The sequence below is a fragment of the Aureimonas phyllosphaerae genome, assembly GCF_047943035.1.
Lineage (GTDB): Bacteria > Pseudomonadota > Alphaproteobacteria > Rhizobiales > Rhizobiaceae > Aureimonas > Aureimonas phyllosphaerae.
Window position 1 is genome coordinate 3286967 of the sequence record NZ_CP181348.1, and the last position, 20041, is coordinate 3307007.

Sequence of the window (20041 nt, forward strand, 5' to 3'; positions counted from 1 at the left end):
TCAGTCGTCGGCCTTCAGGAGAACGTGACGCTTCTTGCCGAGCGACAGCTTGGCGACGCCATCGTTGAGCGCGGCGGCATCGACCGACAGGCGCTCGTCGGATACGGGCTGGTCGTTCAAACGAACCGCGCCGCCCGCGACATGACGCCGGGCCTCGCCGTTGGACGCGGCGAGCCCCGCCTTGACGATCAGCGACAGAATGCCGACCCCCGACGCGAGTTCCGACTTCGGAAGCAGCACGGTCGGCAACGTATCGGCCAGCGCGCCTTGCTCGAAGGTCGTGCGGGCGGTCGCCTCGGCCTGCGTGGCGGCCTCACGGCCGTGGACGATGGCCGTCGTTTCGGTCGCCAGGATCTTCTTGGCCTCGTTGATCTCGGCGCCGCCGAGCGCGGCGAGACGCGCGATCTCGTCGAGCGGCAGGCGGGTGAAGATCTTCAGGAAGCGACCGACGTCGGCGTCCTCGGTGTTCCGCCAGTACTGCCAGAAGTCGTAAGGGGAGAAGAGGTCGCCGTTGAGCCACACGGCCCCGGATGCCGACTTGCCCATCTTCTCGCCCGACGACTTGGTGAGAAGCGGCGTCGTCAGGGCGTAGAGCTGCGGGCCACCCATGCGATGGCTGAGGTCGACGCCGTTGATGATGTTGCCCCACTGGTCGGAGCCGCCCATCTGCAGCACCGTGCCGTAGCGACGGTTGAGCTCGGTGAAGTCGTAGCCCTGCATGATCATGTAGTTGAACTCGAGGAAGCTCAACGACTGCTCGCGGTCGAGGCGCAGCTTCACCGAGTCGAAGCTGAGCATGCGGTTGACCGAGAAGTGACGGCCGACGTCGCGCAGGAATTCGACGTAGTTCAGCTTCAAGAGCCAGTCGGCATTGTTCACCATGATGGCCGCGTTCGGGCCGTCGTAGCGCAGAATGTTGCCGAAGACGCGCTGGATGCCGTCGATGTTGGTCTGGATCTGCTCGGACGTCAGCATCCCGCGTTGCGAGTCGCGGAACGAAGGATCGCCGACCATCGAGGTGCCGCCGCCCATCAGGCTGATCGCCTGATGCCCGGTCTCCTGCAGCCAGTAGAGCATGGTGACGGAGATGAGGTTGCCGATGTGGATCGACGTCGCGGTCGCGTCGTAGCCGACATAACCGGTGATACGCCCCTTGTGGGCGAGCGCATCAAGGCCCTCCGGATCGGAGACCTGATGGATGAAGCCGCGCTCGTCGAGAACGCGCAGGAAGTCGGATTTGTAGCGGCTCATGGTCGTCCGTTCCGCCGGGGCGGCGCGGAGCGCACGCCGACCGGCTCGTTGTCGTCTTACTTCAGGCGCTTCGGGCGCGCGTCGGACAGCTCGCCCGCGAGGCGGCGGTCGAGATAGTCGGCGCACTCGGCCATCAGCTCCTCGGTCTGCTCCGAGAAGAAGTGGTTGGCGCCCGCCAGCGTCTTCTGCGTGATGAGGATACCCTTCTGGGTCTTCAGCTTGTCCACCAGACCTTGCACATCCTTCGGCGGTGCGACCTTGTCCTTGTCGCCATGGATGATGAGGCCCGACGACGGGCATGGCGCCAGGAACGAGAAGTCGTAGGAGTTCGGCTGTGGGGCGATCGACATGAAACCCTCGATCTCCGGCCGGCGCATCAGGAGCTGCATGCCGATCCAGGCGCCGAACGAGTAGCCGGCCACCCAGCAGTGCTTCGAATCGGGATGAAGGGCTTGGATCCAGTCGAGCGCCGCCGCGGCATCGGACAGCTCGCCGGCCCCGTGGTCGAACTCGCCCTGGCTGCGACCGATGCCCCGAAAATTGAAGCGCAGCGTCGTAAAGCCGCGCTCCACGAACATGTAGAACAGCTGGTAGACGATCTGATTGTTCATCGTGCCGCCGAAGCGGGGATGGGGGTGGAGAACGATCGCGATCGGCGCGTTCTTCTCCTTCGCCGCCTGATAGCGACCTTCCAGTCGGCCGGCCGGTCCGTTGAAGATGACTTCGGGCATTGCAAAACCTCAAGGGGGCTCGATGACCGGAGGGACCGGACACCTTGACGGAGGATGGGCAGCCTCTTAAAGTTCTTTCTTAGAACGATTCAAAACTACACGGCTCCTACAGGGGCGCTATGTAGTCTGCCGAGCGCTCGAAACACAAACATTTTCGAGCGTTGATCGTTGGGCGAACCTTCGAGGGGCCAACCGTAAAAGCACGAAGGTCGGCTGTGCGCGAGATGCGTGTCTATCTGGATCACAATGCAAGCGCGCCGCTTCTCCAACCGGCGCGGGACGCGATCGTGGCCGCGCTCGGCGTCTTCGGCAATCCGTCGTCGGTCCACACGGAAGGCCGTACCGCCCGGTCCATCGTCGCGAAGGCCCGGTCCGAGGTCGCCGCATTGGCGGGAGCGGAGGGCGAGGCTGTCGTCTTCACGAGCGGAGCAACCGAGGCTGCCTCGACCTGTCTGACGCCGCACTGGATGCGGGACGGGCAAAGTCTCCTTTTTCCGCGCCTCGCCGTCATCGATACCGACCATCCCTGCATCCGCGAAGGCGGGCGCTTCGCCTTCGCGGATGTCACGCGCCTGCCGGTCCGGTCGGATGGAACGCTGCGGCTGGACGCACTCGACGCCTGGCTCGCCGCGGGGTCGCCCGGACTGATGGCGTTCTGCGAGGCCAACAGCGAGACGGGCGTGGTTCAGCCCACCGAGGCGATCGTCGAGCGATGCCGTACGGCCGGAGCCGTCGTAGTGTGCGACAGCGTGCAGGCGGCCGGCCGCATGCCGCTCGAGGCGCTCCGCCGGGGTGCGGATGCAATGATCCTCTCCGCCCACAAGATCGGGGGGCCGAAAGGCATCGGCGCTTTCATCCTCGGCTCGCCGACAATGCGTCCGGCTCCGCTCCTCACCGGCGGTGCGCAGGAAACACGGCAGCGGGCGGGCACCGAAGCGGTGCCGCTGATCGCTGGCTTCGGAGCGGCGGCGGGAGCTGTGCGGGACGAGGCTGCGCGACCGGCGGACTTGCTCGCCATGCGCCAGCAACTGGAAACGGGACTGCTCGCTTTGGCGCCGGAGTTCATCGTCCTTGGCGCCGAAGCGCCGCGCCTGCCCCAGACCGTGATGATCCATCATCCCGCGTTGCGGGCAGAGACCGCGCAGATCGCCATGGACCTCGCGGGTTTCGCCGTATCGGCGGGTTCGGCCTGTTCCTCGGGCAAGATCGGCGGCTCGACCGTGCTGGAGGCGATGGCGCGCGGAGGCGCTGCGATCGATCCGTCGCAAGGAGGCATTCGCGTCAGCTTCGGCCGGGAGACGGGCGCCGCCGAGATCGATCGGTTCCTCGCCGCGTTCGCCAGCTTCTGGGCACGGCAGGCCGGCGCAGCGCTCGTCCGGCAGGTCGCATGAAAAGCCGCAGCTAATGTGGTCTCCCTTCTTCAACTTTTGAGGGCGGCCCCCCATTTGAACCGTTGTAAACTGCCGCTATAGGGCAGGGCACAAGCCAACCACCGGACCTTGAATCCGGCGAGTGTGGAGAGAGACGATGCCAGCAGTCCAGGAAACGATCGATCAGGTCCGCCAGATCGACGTCGACCAGTACAAGTACGGTTTCGAGACCGTCATCGAGATGGATGTGGCTCCGAAGGGGCTGAACGAAGACACCATCCGTCTGATCTCGGCCAAGAAGAACGAGCCGGAATGGATGCTGCAATGGCGTCTGGGCGCGTTCGAGCGCTGGAAGTCGATGGAGAGCCCGTCCTGGGCCCGCCTTGATTATCCGCCGATCGATTTCCAGGATATCCACTACTACGCGGCGCCGAAGTCGATGTCGGGGCCGGCTTCGCTCGACGAGGTCGATCCCGAGATCCTGCGCACCTACGAGAAGCTCGGCATCCCGCTTAAGGAGCAGGAGATCCTGGCGGGCGTCCGCCGGCCGGACGAGCCCTCGCAGTTCGAGAGCGACGACGACTCGGGCGTGCCGCCCTCCGAGGGCAGCTATGGCGGGCGCGTCGCCGTCGACGCCGTGTTCGATTCGGTGTCGGTCGCGACGACCTTCAAGAAGGAGCTGTCGAAGGCCGGCGTGATCTTTATGCCAATCTCCGAAGCGATCCGGGAGCACCCCGAACTGGTGCAGAAGTACCTCGGCTCGGTGGTACCGGTGTCGGACAACTTCTTCGCCACCATGAACTCGGCGGTCTTTACCGACGGTTCGTTCGTCTACGTGCCGCCGGGCGTGCGCTGCCCGATGGAGCTATCGACCTACTTCCGCATCAACGAGCGCAATACCGGCCAGTTCGAGCGCACGCTGATCATCGCCGACAGGGGCTCCTACGTCTCCTATCTCGAAGGCTGCACCGCGCCTCAGCGCGACGAGAACCAGCTTCACGCCGCCGTCGTCGAGCTCGTGGCGCTCGACGATGCCGAGATCAAGTACTCCACCGTCCAGAACTGGTATCCGGGCGACAAGGAGGGCAAGGGCGGCATCTACAACTTCGTGACCAAGCGTGGCGACTGCCGCGGCGCGAACTCGCGCATCTCTTGGACGCAGGTCGAGACCGGCTCGGCGATCACCTGGAAGTACCCGTCCTGCATCCTGCGCGGGGACGGCTCGCGCGGCGAGTTCTATTCGATCGCGGTGTCCAACGGTCGCCAGCAGATCGATTCCGGCACGAAGATGATCCACATCGGCAAGAACACGTCGAGCCGGATCATCTCGAAGGGTATCTCGGCCGGCAACTCGAACAACACCTACCGCGGCCAGGTGACGGCCATGCGCAAGGCCGCGAACGCGCGCAACTTCACGCAGTGCGACTCGCTCCTGATCGGCGAGGAGTGCGGCGCGCACACCGTGCCCTACATCGAGGCGAAGAACGCGACGGCGCAGTTCGAGCACGAGGCGACCACCTCGAAGATCTCCGAGGATCAGCTCTTCTACTGCATGCAGCGCGGCATTCCCGAGGAGGAGGCCGTGGCGCTGATCGTCAACGGCTTCGTCAAGGACGTGATCCAGCAGCTTCCCATGGAGTTCGCCGTGGAAGCGCAGAAGCTGATCGGCATCTCGCTCGAAGGCAGCGTCGGCTGAGGCCGACGCTCCGCGACTGACCATTTCGACCGCGCCCGGGGTGGCGCCGACCAACGCTTTAAGAAGAACGAAGATGCTGGAAATCAGAAACCTGCACGCCCGCGTGGCGGATACCGACACCGAAATCCTGCGCGGTCTCGACCTGACCGTCGCGGACGGCGAGGTGGCGGCCATCATGGGGCCGAACGGGTCGGGCAAGTCGACCCTGTCCTACATCATCGCGGGCCGCGAGGACTACGAGGTCACCGAGGGTGACATCCTCTACAACGGCGAGTCGATCCTGGAGATGGACGCGGCCGAGCGGGCGGCGTCGGGCGTGTTCCTGGCCTTCCAGTATCCGCTGGAAATTCCGGGCGTCGCGACGATGACCTTCCTCAAGACGGCACTCAACTCGCAGCGCAAGGCGCGCGGCGAGGGCGAGCTGACGACGCCCGAATTCATGCGCCGCGTGAAGGCATCCGCCGCCGATCTCAAGATCGACGCGGAGATGCTGAAGCGCCCGCTAAACGTCGGCTTCTCCGGCGGTGAGAAGAAGCGCGCCGAGATTCTGCAGATGGCGCTTCTCGAGCCCAAGCTGTGCGTCATGGACGAGACCGATTCCGGTCTCGACATCGATGCGCTGAAGATCGTGGCCGACGGCGTGAATGCGCTGCGCGGGCCGGACCGCTCGTTCCTCGTCATCACGCACTACCAGCGCCTGCTCGACTACATCGTGCCGGACAAGGTACACGTCCTCTACAAGGGCCGGATCATCAAGTCGGGCGACAAGTCGCTGGCGCTTCAGCTGGAGAACGAAGGCTACGCCCAGATCATCGGCGAGGCGGCGTGATGTCCGCCATCAACCAGACCCGCACGAAGGCGGAACTGGCGCTGATCGAACGCGGCCAGACGTCCGTGGCAAGCGACGCGCAGCGCCGGGCACTGGACGTTCTCGCCAGCGAGGGGCTGCCGAGCCGACGCGTCGAGGCATGGCACTACACCGACCTGCGCGTTCTGCTCGGCCGGCAGGCCGAGGCAGGCAGCGAGGCGAGCGGCGCAACGTTCCTGTCACCGTTCCTGCCGCACAGCACCGTGGTGGAGCTCGGATCGGCCGGCGCCGGCAATGATCCGGCACCGGGCGTCTCGGTCTCGCAGGCTTCGAACCCGGCCGCGTTCGACGAAGTCGTGAACCATCTCGACCGTGCCGTCGATACGATTCGCCTTCTCAACACCGCCATGGGTGCCGCCGGCTCCGCGCTGCGCCTCACCAAGACCGATGGGGTCGAGGGCGTCATGGAACTGCGACCGCAGCCGGCGGCCGGCGGGAGCCATTCCTATTCCAGCGTCGACGTGGGCGCCGGCGCACGGGCGACCGTCGTCGAGCGGGCGCCCGCGGGCGCGGCAGGCGACCTGTCATCGGCCGTCCACCATCTCGACATCGGCGATGGCGCCGAGGCGCTGTGGATTGTGGTGCAGGAGAAGGGCGCAGCGGAGACGCATCTCGGCCAGCTCAACGTGCGCCTCGGCGCGGACGCGAAGCTCAAGCTCTTCGTGCTCAACGCGGGCGGTGCTGTCGTCCGGCAGGAAGTGCACGCGGTCACGGTCGGCGAGGGTGCCGATATCCAGATCCGCGGCGTGAACCTTCTGGAGGCCGGCCGGCACATCGACGTCACGACGACGCTCAATCACAACGTCGCGCACACGACCTCGACCGAAATCTTCCGAAACGTCGTATTCGGCGGACACGGCGTGTTTCAGGGCATGATCCGCGTCGCCAAGGGTGCGCAGAAGACCGACGCGCGCCTCGCCTGCAACACACTGCTCCTGTCGGACGAAGGCGACTTCTCGGCCAAGCCCGAGCTCGAGATCTTCGCCGACGATGTTCAGTGCGGGCACGGCGCGACGGCCGGCGAGATCAACGCCGATCACCTCTTCTACCTCATGAGTCGCGGCATCCCCGAAGCGCCGGCGCGGGCGCTCTTGGTGAAAGCCTTCGTCGACGAGGTGGTGGGAGATCTGGAGGACGAGGCGGTGGTCGAGGCGCTGGAAACGCGGATCGACGACTGGCTGGCGCGGGATCGCTGATTTCTCGCGACCGTCCGAGCCGGCCGCAGGCCGGAAACGCGGAGAACGGATCAATGAACATCCAGACGATCATGACCGAACGCTACGACGTCGAGGCGATCCGCCGCGATTTTCCGATCCTGTCGCGCGAAGTCTACGGCAAACCGTTGATCTATCTCGACAACGGAGCCTCGGCGCAGAAGCCGCGTCAGGTGCTGGACGTCATCCATTCCGCCTACGCGGACAACTATTCCAACGTCCACCGGGGCCTGCACTTCCTGTCGAACAAGTCGACGGAAGACTTCGAAGCGGCGCGCGAGATTGTACGCTCGTTCCTGAATGCGGCAAGTCATGAGGAAATCGTCTTCACCAAATCCGCGACCGAGGCCATCAACCTCGTCGCCTACGGTTACGGCATGCAGGAGATCGGGGAGGGCGACGAGATCGTTCTCACCGTCATGGAACACCATTCCAATATCGTGCCCTGGCACTTCCTGCGCGAGCGCAAGGGTGCCAAGCTCGTCTTCGTGCCGGTTGCGGACGACGGTTCGATCACGCTGGAAGACTTCGAGCACGCGATCACCCCGCGCACCAAACTCGTTGCATTCACCCACATGTCGAATGTTCTGGGCACAGTTACGCCTGCGAAGGCCGTAACGGAACTTGCCCATTCGCGTGGGATCCCGGTACTCATCGACGGCAGCCAAGGCGCCGTTCACCTGCCGGTCGACGTGCAGGAGATCGGCTGCGACTTCTATGTCTTCACCGGCCACAAGATGTACGGACCGAGCGGCATCGGCGTCCTCTACGGCAAGTTCGACATGCTCGACCGGATGCAGCCGTTCAACGGCGGTGGCGAGATGATCGTGGAAGTGAGCGAGGGGGGCGTGACCTACAACGCCCCGCCGCATCGCTTCGAAGCCGGCACGCCGCCGATCGTTCAGGCCATTGGCCTCGGGGCGGCGCTCGAATATATGCGCTCCGTCGGCCGCGAGAAGATCGCGGCGCACGAGGAGAGCTTGCGGGCCTATGCGCACGAGCGCCTGAAGGCGGTACCGACGCTTCGTATCTACGGCGAAGCATCCGGCAAGGGTGCGATCGTCGCATTCGATCTCGAGGGGATCCACTCTCACGACGTGTCGATGGTGATCGACCGCGAAGGCGTCGCCGTACGGGCCGGCACCCACTGCGCCCAACCGCTTCTGAAGCGCTTCGGCGCGACCTCGACTTGCCGCGCGTCGTTCGGCATGTACAACACCATGGCCGAGGTCGATCGCCTCGCCGAAGCGCTTGAAAAAGCGCACAGCTTCTTCGCCTGAGGAGCCATCTGATGGCCGATACACAAGACACAGCGGCAGTGCCGTCGCCCACGCCGGACGAGGCGGAGCGCGTCGGCGCCAACCTCCAGACCGCTGGCGCCGACAAGAGCTCGGCGATTCCGCCGGACGAACTCTCGCGGCTCACCGACGATATCGTCGCGGCGCTGAAGACCGTCTACGATCCCGAAATCCCCGCCGACATCTACGAACTCGGCCTGATCTACAAGATCGACATCGACGACGACCGCAACGTCGATATCGACATGACGTTGACGGCCCCTGGATGCCCCGTCGCCGGCGAGATGCCGGGCTGGGTGGAGAATGCGGTCGGCTCGGTCGAAGGAATTCAGGTCGTCAAGGTGGAACTGGTCTTCGACCCACCCTGGACGCCCGAGCGCATGAGCGAGGAAGCCCAAGTGGCGGTGGGCTGGTTCTAGGACGCTACAGTACGGCTTGCGTCGACACGCCCGCCGTACCAAATCTATGCCAAGCATGCTTCGAAGGAGCCTCCCATGGGCCGCTTTTCCGTTCTCTCCATGTCCGACGCCGCCGCCGAACGCGTGCGCGCGATTGTGGATGCGCGCGGTGGAGAAGCGGAGGGCATTCGCGTCGGCGTCAAGAAGGGCGGGTGCGCGGGCATGGAGTACACGATCGACCTCGTGACCGAACCGAAGCCGGGCGAGGATGTGGTCGAACATGCCGGCGCCCGTGTTTTCGTGGCGCCGGAAGCGGTGCTGTTCCTTCTCGGGACGCGCATGGATTACGAGGAGACGACGCTCCGGTCCGGCTTCACGTTCGTGAATCCCAACCAGACGTCGGCTTGTGGCTGCGGCGAATCGATCGAACTCAAGCCTGCGGACAGCGCGAAAGTCGCGGCAGCTCGCTCGGTCGCCTGAACGAGATCGTGGACGACGACACGATCCACGAACTTTTCGCCGTACTCCAACCGATCAGCATTCGCCGCATGTTCGGCGGCAAGGGCATCTATGCCGGCGGCCGCATTTTCGCGCTCATGCTGAACGACGAACTTTACCTTAAGACGGATGCGCAAACGGCGTTCTGCTTCGAAGCCGCGGGATCGCGACGCTGGACATACCAGCGCGAGGGCGCGGCACCGGTCGCGATGCCCTATCACTCCGTGCCGGATGAGGCCTTGGACGATCCGGACCTCATGGCTGATTGGGCGCGCCTCGCGATGGAGGCTGCCATTCGGCACGGCACGAAAAAGCCGCCGAGACGCTCCACGGGTCCGGCGGCTTCGAGAACGTCTCAAATCGACTGAACGATCAGGCGCCCGTCTGAATCAGCATGAACGCAGGGATTTCGTCGCCGAAACCGACCGGCGTCGCTTCCTCCCGGCCCGATCCGTTGCGATCGTTCGGGCGACGCCCCGACGACGACGGCTGCGGGCGATCGTTGCGGCGAGGACCGCGATTGTCATCGCGAGACTCCAAACGACGGGTCGCTTCCACAGGCGCCGGAGCTACCATTTCGACGGCGACCGCTGCCGGCGTCTCGGGAGCGTTCTCATCGTCGATGACGGCTTCGGCAGTCGCATCGCGACCACGGCGTGACGTCCGGCCCGAACGCGACGACGAACGCTTTCCGTCGGTCTCACTCCGGCGACCACCGCGGCGGCGATCGTTGGAAGCGGTCTCATCGGACTCTTCGACAGCCGGAAGGGACGAGACGTCGCCGTCGAGCCACGCGATCTCCTTGCCGATCATCGTCTGGATCGCATCGAGATACTTCTTGTCGGCCTTGGATACGAGTGTGAAGGCCTTGCCGGAACGCCCGGCCCGACCGGTCCGGCCGATCCGGTGGACATAGTCCTCGGCATGGATCGGCACGTCGAAGTTGAAGACGTGACTGACCATTGGGATATCAAGGCCACGCGCCGCGACGTCGGATGCCACCAGCAGCGTCAGCTTGTTGTCGCGGAACGCCTGGAGGGTCATCGTGCGGGCACGCTGGTCCATGTCCCCATGCAGCGCGCCGACGGAGAACCCATGCTTCTCCAACGATCGGAACAGGAGCGAAACGTCGCGTTTCCGGTTGCAGAAGATGATCGCGTTGGTCAGTTCTTCACCCTGCGCACGGATCACCCGGCGAAGGGTTTCGCGCTTCTCGTAGTCTTCCTTGCGGGTGGCAACCAGACGCTGTTCGACAGTCAACGCGGTGGAGGAGGCTTTCGCCACCTCGACGCGGACCGGGTTTTGCAGGAACTGGTCGGCGAGGCGCGTGATCTCCGGTGGCATGGTGGCGGAGAAGAACAGGGTCTGGCGGGTGAACGGGATCATCTTGCAGATCCGCTCGATGTCCGGGATGAAGCCCATGTCGAGCATCCGGTCGGCCTCGTCGATGACGAGAATCTCGACGCCGGTCATCAGCAGGCGGCCGCGTTCGAAGTGATCGAGGAGGCGGCCCGGCGTCGCGATGAGAACGTCGACGCCACGCTCCAGCTTCTTGTTCTGCTCCTCGAACGACACGCCGCCGATCAGGAGCGCGACGTTGAGGCGCTGGTTCACGCCATACTTGATGAAGGACTCTTCGACCTGCGCCGCCAGTTCGCGCGTCGGCTCGATGATCAGCGTGCGCGGCATGCGTGCGCGGGCGCGACCTTGCTCCAGCAGCGTCATCATCGGCAGCACGAAGGAGGCGGTCTTGCCCGTCCCGGTCTGAGCGATGCCGAGCACATCCCGCCGCTGCAGCGCATGGGGAATGGCCTGCGCCTGGATCGGCGTCGGCTCCGTGTAACCGGCCGCCTCGACAGCCGACAGAACCTTCGCACTCAAACCAAGATCGGAAAACGGCATGAAATCGGATGTCTCTTGCTGCCGGACTTAGGAGCAAGTCCGAAGGAGCTTCGTATCCCTCGACGGGCGATAGGCGTCCCGCATGCCTCTGTCAACCAGAGAACACTTGCGCACGCGAGTTATCCTCCGCCAGAAACTAATCCGGCGGAGGCGAATCTAGGCTGGACTTGGCCATCCGAACTATTCGAACGGCACGGAAGGGATCCAATCGGTGGAAAAACCGAATGGGCCCAATGTCTCAGTTCGATGCGGGACCGAAGCGATAAGGCTGGCCCGGCGCGACGAAAAGCTCGTATGTTTCCGAAATCTCTCCGTCCATCGGTACGATGTCGAAGAACAGCGTCAGGTTGCTTTCCTGACCTTCGGCCGGCGCGTCGGCGCGGTATCCGACGATCGCACCATCCACCTCGGCGATCTCCGTCACTTCGGTGCTGCTGACGACCGTCGGCTTGCCGTCGCGCTCCTCGACCTGCTGGAAGAAGAAGCGGCTTCCCTTGGTCTCGCCGAGGGCCTGCGTCATGATCGTGCGCCACACCCCGTTGCGTCCATCAACGGCCCAGGGACCCACGATCTGCACATCGCCGATGATCGGCGACAGCGCCGCGATGGCGCTCATCACCTCGGCATTCCGCTCTGCCGACCCTGCCGCCGTTGCTGGCGTCGGAGCAGCGGGTGACGGTTGAGAGGCGTCCGGCGCGGTCCCCGGCGCGACGGGGGCAGGGGGCGCCATAGCTGCCGCAGGCGAGGTCTCGGCGGGCGTCGTGGCCGGCGCCGTCACCTCCTGTGCCGCAGCCGCACTGCCGGCGAGAAGCACGATCGCGACGGCGCTGTGAATGATCCGGTTCATGGTCGGCCCCTGGCTTTCGACACGGCAGGTCTAGACGTCGAGATCTCGGACGAAGGCCGCCCGGTCCTGAATGAAGCGGAAACGCGCCTCGGGTTTGTTGCCCATCAGCGCGTCGACGGCCCCCGCGGTTCCCGCTTCGGGAGAGGCATCGATCTCGACGCGAAGCAAGGTGCGCTTCCGGGGATCCATCGTGGTCTCCTTCAGCTGCGAGGGAAGCATCTCGCCGAGGCCCTTGAACCGGCTCACCTCGACCTTTCCCTTGCCCTTGAACTCACGCGCGACGATTCGCTCGCGATCGGCGTCGTCGCGCGCGTAGATCGTCTTCCCGCCCTGCGTCAGCTTGTAGAGAGGCGGCACGGCGAGGAAGAGATGGCCGTTGCGGATGAGGTCCGGCATCTCCTGGTAGAAGAAGGTGATGAGGAGCGAGGCGATGTGCGCCCCGTCGACGTCGGCATCCGTCATGACGATCACGCGCTCGTAGCGAAGGTCGTCGTCGCGATACTTTGCCTTCGTGCCGCAACCGAGCGCCAGCGTCAGGTCAGCGAGCTGCTGGTTGGCGCCCAGCTTTTCACGACCTGCGGACGCCACGTTCAGGATCTTGCCGCGAAGCGGAAGGATGGCCTGACGCGCGCGATCGCGCGCCTGCTTGGCGGAGCCGCCGGCCGAGTCGCCCTCGACGATGAAGAGTTCCGCACCTGCAGCGCCCGTCTGCGAGCAGTCGGCGAGCTTGCCGGGCAGGCGCAGCTTGCGGGTCGCCGTTTTGCGGCTGACCTCCTTCTCCTGCTTGCGCCGCAGCCGTTCGTCGGCCCGCTCGACCACCCAGTCGATGAGGCGCGCGGCATCCTGCGGCGAGGACGCCAGCCATATGTCGAAGGAGTCGCGGATCGAATTCTCGACGATGCGCTGAGCTTCCGCCGTTGCGAGGCGATCCTTGGTCTGGCCCACGAACTCCGGCTCGCGGATAAAGACCGAGAGCATCGCCGACGCCGTGATCATCACGTCCTCGGCGGTGATGCTCGCCGCCCGCCGGTTCCCGGACAACTCCGCGAAAGCCTTAAGGCCGCGCAGCAGAACCGCACGCAGGCCCGCTTCATGCGTTCCACCTTCGGGGGTCGGGATCGTGTTGACATAGGAACGGACGGCGCCGTCCTCCTGCGTCCACGAGACGGCCCATTCCACCGCGCCGTGGCCGGACACCTTCTCCGAGCGACCCGCAAAACTCTGGGCGGTGACGCGTGTCTGCCCCTCCAGCGAGGCTTCAAGATAGTCTTTCAGGCCGCCGGGGAAATGAAAGCTCGCGCGTGCGGGAATCTTGCCATCCGCCGGCAGGAGCGATGGCGCGCAGGACCAGCGGATTTCGACGCCACCAAAGAGATAGGCTTTCGAGCGGGCCATTGCGAAGAGGCGGGCGGGTTCGAACTTCGCCCCGGCTCCGAAAATCTGAGCATCGGGGTGAAAGCGAACGCGCGTGCCGCGGCGGTTCTGGACCTCGCCGACCTCGGCAAGTGGGCTGGTCGGCAGACCGCGCGAGAAAGTCTGGCGGTAGAGCTTGCGGTTGCGGGCGACCTCGACCTCGAGCAAGTCCGAAAGGGCGTTGACGACCGAGATACCGACGCCGTGCAGGCCACCCGACGTCTCGTAGACCTTCGAGTCGAACTTTCCGCCCGCGTGCAGCGTCGTCATGATGACTTCGAGCGCGGACTTGTCGCGATACTTCGGGTGCGGATCGATCGGGATGCCACGACCATTGTCGGTCACCGAGAGCGATCCGTCTTCCTCCAGCGCGACTTCAATGAAGTTGGCATGCCCGGCGACGGCCTCGTCCATCGAGTTATCGATGACCTCGGCGAAGAGATGATGCAGCGCCTTCTCGTCTGTGCCGCCGATGTACATGCCGGGGCGACGGCGTACGGGCTCGAGGCCTTCCAGCACCTCGATGTCGGCCGCGGTGTAGTCGGTCGATGGAGCCGGGACGACGTGCGGCGTCGTTGCCTTGGGCGTCCGCGCGGCGCGGTCGGGAACGGGGCGGGACGCGGCACGCGCCCCGGCAAAAAGATCCTGGCTCATACGGTCATCCGGCCTTCGACAGGCCACGCGCGGGCGTGTGTCAGCATGCTGTCGAGGTAGCCTTTCGATCGATGTTCTGCAAGTGTTCTCAACGCCCGCCACCGTCGCGGACCGACGCCGACGCGCGTTTATCCCGCACATGACGCATTGCCGCAACGGCTTGCGAACGCAGGTTCCGCTTATGATGCGTTCGGCGACGACAGGCGAGCGGGTACATGCGTCAGATCATCCGGATCATAGGATCCTGCATTGGACTGGCGATCGCCGGCTCGGCCGCGGCGGCTTCCATCCCGCCCTTCAAGGACGATCTTTTCGGCTACCCCGAGCCGGTCGCTTCGCTCGATGGCGGACGCCGTCTTGATGTGCCCTACGATGAAGCCCGAGACATCGACCGCCGCGACGAGGTGCCCGAGCGGCGCGTCAAGCGTCAGTACGTCGAACTCGGCCGTGATCTAGAGGCGCACGAGAAGCAACTGGCGACGCCGAAGGGGCCGTTGCGTTACGCGCAGGTCGGCGCGTCATCGAGGGGCCAGCCGATACTGGTGTTCGTTCATGGCCGCAACGGCGATCGGCGGCTGGGGCTGAACGACTGGACGTTCGGAGGCAACTTCAATCGGCTGAAGAATCTTCTGGTTCGAAACGGCGGCAGCTACATTACCGTCGATGCCGGCCAACTCGGCGACGCGGATGCCGAGAAGGTCGCCGCCCTTCTGACACAGTTGAAGAACGAGTCGGCAACCTCGGAACTGATCCTCGCCTGCGCCTCGATGGGCGGCCAGATCTGTTGGTCAATCGGGATTGGCCCAACAGTCACCAGCATCGATGCGATGGTCCTCCTCGGGTCCGATTCGACGCCACAGCGCTTCGAGGCCATGCGACGCGTGCGGGGGAGCGCGCTGCCGGTCTTCATGGCTCATGGGACGCGGGATAAGGTCTACGCCTTCGATCGGCAGCTCGCCGCTTTCGAAGCGGTGCGCAAGCGCTGGCCGGCCGATCCCGTCCGCTTCGTCGGCTTCGATGACGGCAATCACGGCACCCCGATCCGCATGGTGGACTGGCGCGACACGTTGAATTGGATCGCGGCCAGCGCTAGCCCTACCGCTGCGCGCTAGTATTGCGCGGTGCGTCTTTCCCTGCCGGAGCATCCCTTGATTGCAGGACCAGAGCTACAGTCGCTGGTGTCGGAGATCGCCGCGGACATGCGGGCAAGGCCGGATCGCGGGCGTGTGGCGGACTACATTCCCGAACTCGGAGCGGTGGATCCCAGCTATTTCGGGATGGCTGTCGCCCTGCCGGACGGCACGGTGGCCGCAGCCGGCGATGCCGATACGGCGTTCTCGATCCAAAGCATCTCAAAGGTCTTCACGCTGACGCTCGCCCTCGGCATTGCCGGCGATCGCTTGTGGAAGAGGGTCGGACGCGAGCCATCTGGCAGCGCCTTCAACTCGATCGTGCAGCTGGAGAACGAGAAGGGCGTGCCGCGTAATCCCTTCATCAATGCGGGTGCGATCGCGGTGACCGACGTGATCCTGTCGGGTCACAAGCCGCGCGAGGCGCTGGGCGAGATCCTGCGCTTCATGCGCTTCCTGTCGGACGACCCGTCCATCACCATCGACAAGGCGGTGGCCGAGTCCGAGCAACGGACGGGGTTCCGCAACATGGCGCTCGCCAACTACATGAAGTCGTTCGGCGTGATCGAAAACCCGGTGGAGTTCACGCTCGGCGTCTACTTCCACCACTGCGCCATCGCCATGTCCTGCCGGCAGCTCGCACTCGCAGGCCGGTTTCTCGCCCACTCTGGACGCCATCCCGGCACCGGCCTCTCGGTGATCCAGGCCGAGCGGGCGCGACGCATCAACGCGATCATGCTCACATGCGGCCATTACGACGGATCGGGCGAATTCGCCTATCGGGTCGGATTGCCGGGAAAGAGCGGCGTCGGCGGCGGCATTCTGGCGATCGTCCCCGGGCAGGCATCGATCGCAGTGTGGTCGCCGGGTCTCGACGCCGCGGGCAACTCCCATCTCGGGCGGATCGCGCTCGAGACTTTCGCCAAGCGTTCGGGTGTCTCGATCTTCGGGGCCTGACCGACGTCAGGCGTTGCCGCGTGGCTCCGTCTCGTCCATCGCCGCCTGATGATACCAGGCGTCGCAATCCACGATCACCTCGCGAACCGTGGCCCTTTCCTGGGGGGCGGCGTCCCAGAGCCGTGCCTCCCGCCGGCCGCCCACTGGAAATGCGAGAATGGTTGCCGTTGGAGAGAGCGGATTGCGTTCCATTGCGATCTCCTCCTATCGGAGCGCCGCGTTCTTCAGCATCGCGGCCTGCTCATTCCATATGCAATATGCACTCAATTTCATCAGATGGAAGGGCCGCCGACCGCGGTCGACATGAAACCGTCATGATGCCGCGAAGGGCTGAAGATCATCTTTCATCCGACATCGTCCGCTTGATCAGATCGGAAACGTCGAGACGAGCGGGAGAGACGCGTCGCCCTAGAGTGTTTCGACGACTTTTCGACCCGCCCTCGGCACGACACGGGCAAACTGGCACGGGATATGCATGATGGTCGGCAGGCTGGGACTGGCCGTGCGCCATGCGATGCGCTCGGGAACCGGCCAGCGCTTTGGAGAAGTGGGATGACGAAGTACAAGCTCGAATACATTTGGCTCGACGGCTACACCCCGGTGCCGAATCTTCGTGGCAAGACGCAGATCAAGGAATTCTCGGAGTTCCCGAAGCTGGAAGAGCTGCCGCTCTGGGGCTTCGACGGCTCGTCGACCATGCAGGCCGAGGGTCGCAGCTCCGATTGCGTTCTCAAGCCGGTCGCCGTCTATCCCGATCCGGCCCGCACCAACGGCGTGCTGGTCATGTGCGAGGTCATGATGCCGGATGGCGCCACGCCGCACGCCTCGAACGCCCGAGCGACGATCCTCGACGACGAGAACGCCTGGTTCGGCTTCGAGCAGGAATACTTCTTCTACAAGAACGGCCGCCCGCTCGGCTTCCCCGAGAGCGGCTACCCCGCGCCGCAGGGCCCTTACTACACGGGCGTCGGCTATTCGAACGTCGGCTCGATCGCGCGCCAGATCGTCGAGGAGCATCTCGACCTCTGCCTCGCCGCCGGTATCAACCACGAGGGCATCAATGCCGAAGTGGCGAAGGGGCAGTGGGAATTCCAGATCTTCGGCAAGGGCTCCAAGAAGGCCGCCGACCAGATCTGGATGGCGCGCTACCTGCTGCAGCGTCTTTGCGAGAAGTACGAGATCGACATCGAGTGGCACTGCAAGCCGCTCGGCGATACCGACTGGAACGGCTCGGGCATGCACTGCAACTTCTCGACGGCCTACATGCGTGAGGTTGGCGGCAAGGAGTATTTCGAGCAGCTGATGGCCGCCTTCGAGAAGAACCTCGACGCGCACATCGCCGTCTATGGCCCGGACAACCACCTGCGCCTGACCGGCAAGCACGAGACCGCGCCCTGGAACAAGTTCTCCTACGGCGTGGCCGATCGCGGTGCTTCGATCCGCGTGCCGCACTCGTTCGTCAACAACGGCTACAAGGGCTATCTCGAGGATCGCCGCCCCAACTCGCAGGGCTGCCCCTACCAGATCGCCAGCCAGGTTCTGAAGACGATCTCCGAGGTGCCGCTCGGCGCCCAGGTTTCTGCGGCGGCCTGAGCCTACGGGACAACGGACGCGAGAAAGCCCGGCGGAGCGATCCGCCGGGCCTCTTCGCATTCAGGCTTCGCTTTTGGGCGATCGCTTCTGCGAATGCGGCATTCGGCCCTCTCGTAGCATCAGCACGAAGGCATCGATCCTGCGCCGCCGGGCTGCGGGCCTGCGGATATTGTGAAGCCGAAAGGCCAAGGCGAAGCGGTTCTGCGCGCTGAGGGCCTGGAAGGTGGCCTGCGCAGCGGGATCGGCGGCGACGGCGGCCGAAAGATCGTCCGGCATGACCATATCGCGGCTGCCGGCATAGGCCCGATCCCAGCGTCCGTCGCGCTTTGCCGTCTCCACGCGCCGCAGGCCATGCTCGGTCATGCGACCGGCCGCTGCGAGGCGCTCCACATTGCCGACGTTGACGAGGCTCCAGATACTGCGCGGCCTGCGCGGCGTGTAGCGTTGGAGGTAGCTGATCTCGTCGTGGGCCTTGCGGATCGCGTCAATCCAACCCCAACAGAGGCAGACGTCGATCGCCTCGGCGGGCGACACCGTGGCGTAGCCGCCGGCCTTCTTGAAGATGCGGATCCAAATCTCTGACTCGATCGCGTGATGCACGCCGAGCCATCGTTCGAACTCCGCCGCCGAGGCGAAGGCGTGGATGCGTGCGGGATCGACGACGATCGGTGCCATGGGAGCGTCCCCTCCTGCGCGCGAAAACGAAAAGGGCCCCGGCGCACGAAGCGCCGAAGCCCTGATGCAAGCCGATCGGAACCGGTCAGACCGAGTAGTACATGTCGAACTCGACCGGGTGCGGCGTCATCTCGAAGCGCAGAACCTCGGCCATCTTCAGGTCGATGAAGGCGTCGATCTGGTCGTCGTCGAACACGCCGCCGGCCTTCAGGTAGTCGCGGTCGGAGTCCAGGCTCTCCATCGCCTCGCGGAGCGAACGGCAGACCGTCGGGATTTCCTTCAGCTCCTCGGGCGGCAGATCGTAGAGATCCTTGTCCATGGCGGCGCCCGGATGGATCTTGTTCTTAATGCCGTCGAGACCGGCCATCAGCATGGCGGCGAAGGCGAGGTAGGGGTTCGCCGTCGGATCCGGGAAGCGGACCTCGACGCGCTTGGACTTCGGCGACTGGCCGAAGGGGATGCGGCAGGACGCCGAGCGGTTGCGCGCGGAGTAGGCGAGGAGCACTGGCGCCTCATAGCCCGGCACCAGACGCTTGAAGGCGTTCGTCGACGGGTTGGTGAAGGCGTTCAGCGACTTGGCATGCTTGATGATGCCGCCGATGTAGAACAGCGCATTCTCGGACAGACCGGCATATTCGTTGCCCGCGAAGGTCGGCTTGCCGCCCTTCCAGATTGACTGGTGCACGTGCATGCCCGAGCCGTTGTCGCCGAAGATCGGCTTCGGCATGAAGGTCGCCGTCTTGCCGTAGGCGTTGGCGACCTGGTGGATCACGTACTTGTAGATCTGCATCTTGTCCGCGTTGCGGACCAGCGTATCGAACTTGATGCCGAGTTCATGCTGGGCTGCAGCCACTTCGTGGTGATGCTTCTCAACCGCGACGCCCATTTCGGCCATCACCGTCAGCATCTCGGAGCGCATGTCCTGGCAGCTGTCGATCGGCGGAACCGGGAAATAGCCGCCCTTAACGCGCGGCCGGTGGCCGAGGTTGCCCGTCTCGTACTCGGAGTCGTCGTTCGACGGCAGCTCGGTCGAGTCCAGCTTGAAGCCAGTGTTGTACGGGTCAGCCTTGTAGCGGACGTCGTCGAAGATGAAGAACTCGGCTTCCGGTCCGAAATAGGCGGTGTCGCCGATGCCGGACTGGTTGAGGTAGGCCTCGGCCTTCTTGGCCGTACCGCGCGGATCGCGGTTGTAGCTCTCACCCGAAACCGGATCGAGGATGTCGCAGTAAAGAACCATCGTCGACTGCGCGAAGAACGGGTCCATGTGCGCCGTCTCGGGGTCCGGCATCAGGGTCATGTCGGACTCGTTGATCGCCTTCCAACCGGCGATCGACGAACCGTCGAACATCGTGCCTTCCGAGAACATGTCCTCGTCGACGATGGTCTGATCCATCGTGACATGCTGGAGCTTGCCCTTGGGGTCCGTGAAGCGAAGGTCGACGAACTTGACGTCGTTGTCCTTGATCTGCTTCAGAATATCGTTGCCCGAAGTCATGAGAGTCCTTTCCGAATGGACGACTGTGCTCGTGTGGCTGTCCGGTTGGTC

The 20041-nt window shown here is 64.6% G+C and carries 19 protein-coding genes; 11 read left to right on the forward strand and 8 right to left on the reverse strand.

What is annotated here, in order from left to right; all coding sequences use genetic code 11:
• Both tyrS and ACLNGM_RS15715 read right to left on the reverse strand, forming a co-directional pair.
• Nucleotides 1–1251: a tyrosine--tRNA ligase gene (tyrS, locus tag ACLNGM_RS15710; RefSeq protein ID WP_416355664.1), complete on the reverse strand. Its 1251-nt coding sequence runs from the start codon at nucleotides 1249–1251 to the stop codon at nucleotides 1–3.
• A gap of 56 nt (nucleotides 1252–1307) precedes the next feature.
• Nucleotides 1308–1982 (reverse strand): alpha/beta hydrolase, encoded by a 675-nt coding sequence (locus tag ACLNGM_RS15715; RefSeq protein ID WP_055884820.1) that lies wholly within the window; start codon nucleotides 1980–1982, stop codon nucleotides 1308–1310.
• 224 nt (nucleotides 1983–2206) lie between these two features.
• Between ACLNGM_RS15715 and ACLNGM_RS15720 the strand changes: the two genes are divergently transcribed.
• The 8 genes from ACLNGM_RS15720 (at nucleotide 2207) to ACLNGM_RS15755 (ending at nucleotide 9692) form a co-directional block, all read left to right on the forward strand.
• Nucleotides 2207–3373, forward strand: coding sequence for a cysteine desulfurase family protein (locus ACLNGM_RS15720; protein WP_416358462.1), 1167 nt, complete (start codon nucleotides 2207–2209; stop codon nucleotides 3371–3373).
• A gap of 136 nt (nucleotides 3374–3509) precedes the next feature.
• The gene (gene sufB / locus ACLNGM_RS15725; RefSeq protein WP_416355665.1) at nucleotides 3510–5048 is read left to right on the forward strand and encodes a Fe-S cluster assembly protein SufB; all 1539 of its coding nucleotides are present in this window, start codon (nucleotides 3510–3512) and stop codon (nucleotides 5046–5048) included.
• A 73-nt stretch (nucleotides 5049–5121) separates the two neighbouring features.
• Nucleotides 5122–5877, forward strand: a complete 756-nt coding sequence (gene sufC / locus ACLNGM_RS15730) for a Fe-S cluster assembly ATPase SufC (RefSeq protein ID WP_416355666.1) — start codon at nucleotides 5122–5124, stop codon at nucleotides 5875–5877.
• The gene (gene sufD, locus ACLNGM_RS15735; RefSeq protein WP_416355667.1) at nucleotides 5877–7112 is read left to right on the forward strand and encodes a Fe-S cluster assembly protein SufD; all 1236 of its coding nucleotides are present in this window, start codon (nucleotides 5877–5879) and stop codon (nucleotides 7110–7112) included. The genes sufC and sufD overlap by 1 nt, the downstream gene beginning before the upstream one ends.
• Nucleotides 7113–7165: 53 nt before the next feature.
• A complete protein-coding gene (locus ACLNGM_RS15740) occupies nucleotides 7166–8410 on the forward strand; it encodes a cysteine desulfurase (protein WP_416355668.1) in 1245 nt (414 codons plus the stop codon).
• An 11-nt stretch (nucleotides 8411–8421) separates the two neighbouring features.
• A complete protein-coding gene (locus tag ACLNGM_RS15745; protein ID WP_416355669.1) occupies nucleotides 8422–8847 on the forward strand; it encodes an SUF system Fe-S cluster assembly protein in 426 nt (141 codons plus the stop codon).
• A 75-nt stretch (nucleotides 8848–8922) separates the two neighbouring features.
• Entirely contained in the window at nucleotides 8923–9306 is a 384-nt protein-coding gene (gene sufA, locus ACLNGM_RS15750; protein ID WP_416355670.1) for a Fe-S cluster assembly scaffold SufA, read from the forward strand.
• 8 nt (nucleotides 9307–9314) lie between these two features.
• Nucleotides 9315–9692: a TfoX/Sxy family protein gene (locus tag ACLNGM_RS15755; RefSeq protein ID WP_416355671.1), complete on the forward strand. Its 378-nt coding sequence runs from the start codon at nucleotides 9315–9317 to the stop codon at nucleotides 9690–9692.
• 4 nt (nucleotides 9693–9696) lie between these two features.
• Here ACLNGM_RS15755 and ACLNGM_RS15760 read toward each other — a convergent pair whose 3' ends face one another.
• From ACLNGM_RS15760 to parE, 3 genes are all read right to left on the reverse strand, one after another.
• Nucleotides 9697–11226 (reverse strand): DEAD/DEAH box helicase, encoded by a 1530-nt coding sequence (locus ACLNGM_RS15760; RefSeq protein WP_416355672.1) that lies wholly within the window; start codon nucleotides 11224–11226, stop codon nucleotides 9697–9699.
• A 238-nt stretch (nucleotides 11227–11464) separates the two neighbouring features.
• On the reverse strand, nucleotides 11465–12073 hold the full coding sequence (locus ACLNGM_RS15765) for a hypothetical protein (protein WP_416355673.1): 609 nt from the start codon (nucleotides 12071–12073) through the stop codon (nucleotides 11465–11467).
• A gap of 30 nt (nucleotides 12074–12103) precedes the next feature.
• Nucleotides 12104–14140, reverse strand: a complete 2037-nt coding sequence (gene parE, locus ACLNGM_RS15770) for a DNA topoisomerase IV subunit B (protein ID WP_416358463.1) — start codon at nucleotides 14138–14140, stop codon at nucleotides 12104–12106.
• Between the two features lie 404 nt (nucleotides 14141–14544).
• Between parE and ACLNGM_RS15775 the strand changes: the two genes are divergently transcribed.
• Together ACLNGM_RS15775 and ACLNGM_RS15780 are read left to right on the forward strand one after the other, a co-directional pair.
• Nucleotides 14545–15252 (forward strand): alpha/beta hydrolase, encoded by a 708-nt coding sequence (locus ACLNGM_RS15775; protein ID WP_416355674.1) that lies wholly within the window; start codon nucleotides 14545–14547, stop codon nucleotides 15250–15252.
• A gap of 87 nt (nucleotides 15253–15339) precedes the next feature.
• Nucleotides 15340–16227: a glutaminase gene (locus ACLNGM_RS15780; RefSeq protein ID WP_244545870.1), complete on the forward strand. Its 888-nt coding sequence runs from the start codon at nucleotides 15340–15342 to the stop codon at nucleotides 16225–16227.
• 6 nt (nucleotides 16228–16233) lie between these two features.
• Here ACLNGM_RS15780 and ACLNGM_RS15785 read toward each other — a convergent pair whose 3' ends face one another.
• Nucleotides 16234–16419, reverse strand: coding sequence for a DUF2735 domain-containing protein (locus tag ACLNGM_RS15785; protein ID WP_416355675.1), 186 nt, complete (start codon nucleotides 16417–16419; stop codon nucleotides 16234–16236).
• Between the two features lie 360 nt (nucleotides 16420–16779).
• On the opposite strand from ACLNGM_RS15785, the gene ACLNGM_RS15790 reads away from it, so the two are divergent.
• Entirely contained in the window at nucleotides 16780–17820 is a 1041-nt protein-coding gene (locus ACLNGM_RS15790; protein ID WP_416355676.1) for a glutamine synthetase beta-grasp domain-containing protein, read from the forward strand.
• A gap of 60 nt (nucleotides 17821–17880) precedes the next feature.
• Here the strand turns inward: ACLNGM_RS15790 and ACLNGM_RS15795 are convergent, their stop codons facing one another.
• Both ACLNGM_RS15795 and glnA read right to left on the reverse strand, forming a co-directional pair.
• Complete coding sequence (locus tag ACLNGM_RS15795) at nucleotides 17881–18495, reverse strand: YdeI/OmpD-associated family protein (RefSeq protein WP_416355677.1); 615 nt, start codon at nucleotides 18493–18495, stop codon at nucleotides 17881–17883.
• An 85-nt stretch (nucleotides 18496–18580) separates the two neighbouring features.
• Nucleotides 18581–19990: a type I glutamate--ammonia ligase gene (glnA, locus tag ACLNGM_RS15800; protein WP_055884867.1), complete on the reverse strand. Its 1410-nt coding sequence runs from the start codon at nucleotides 19988–19990 to the stop codon at nucleotides 18581–18583.
• Nucleotides 19991–20041 lie beyond the last annotated feature (51 nt).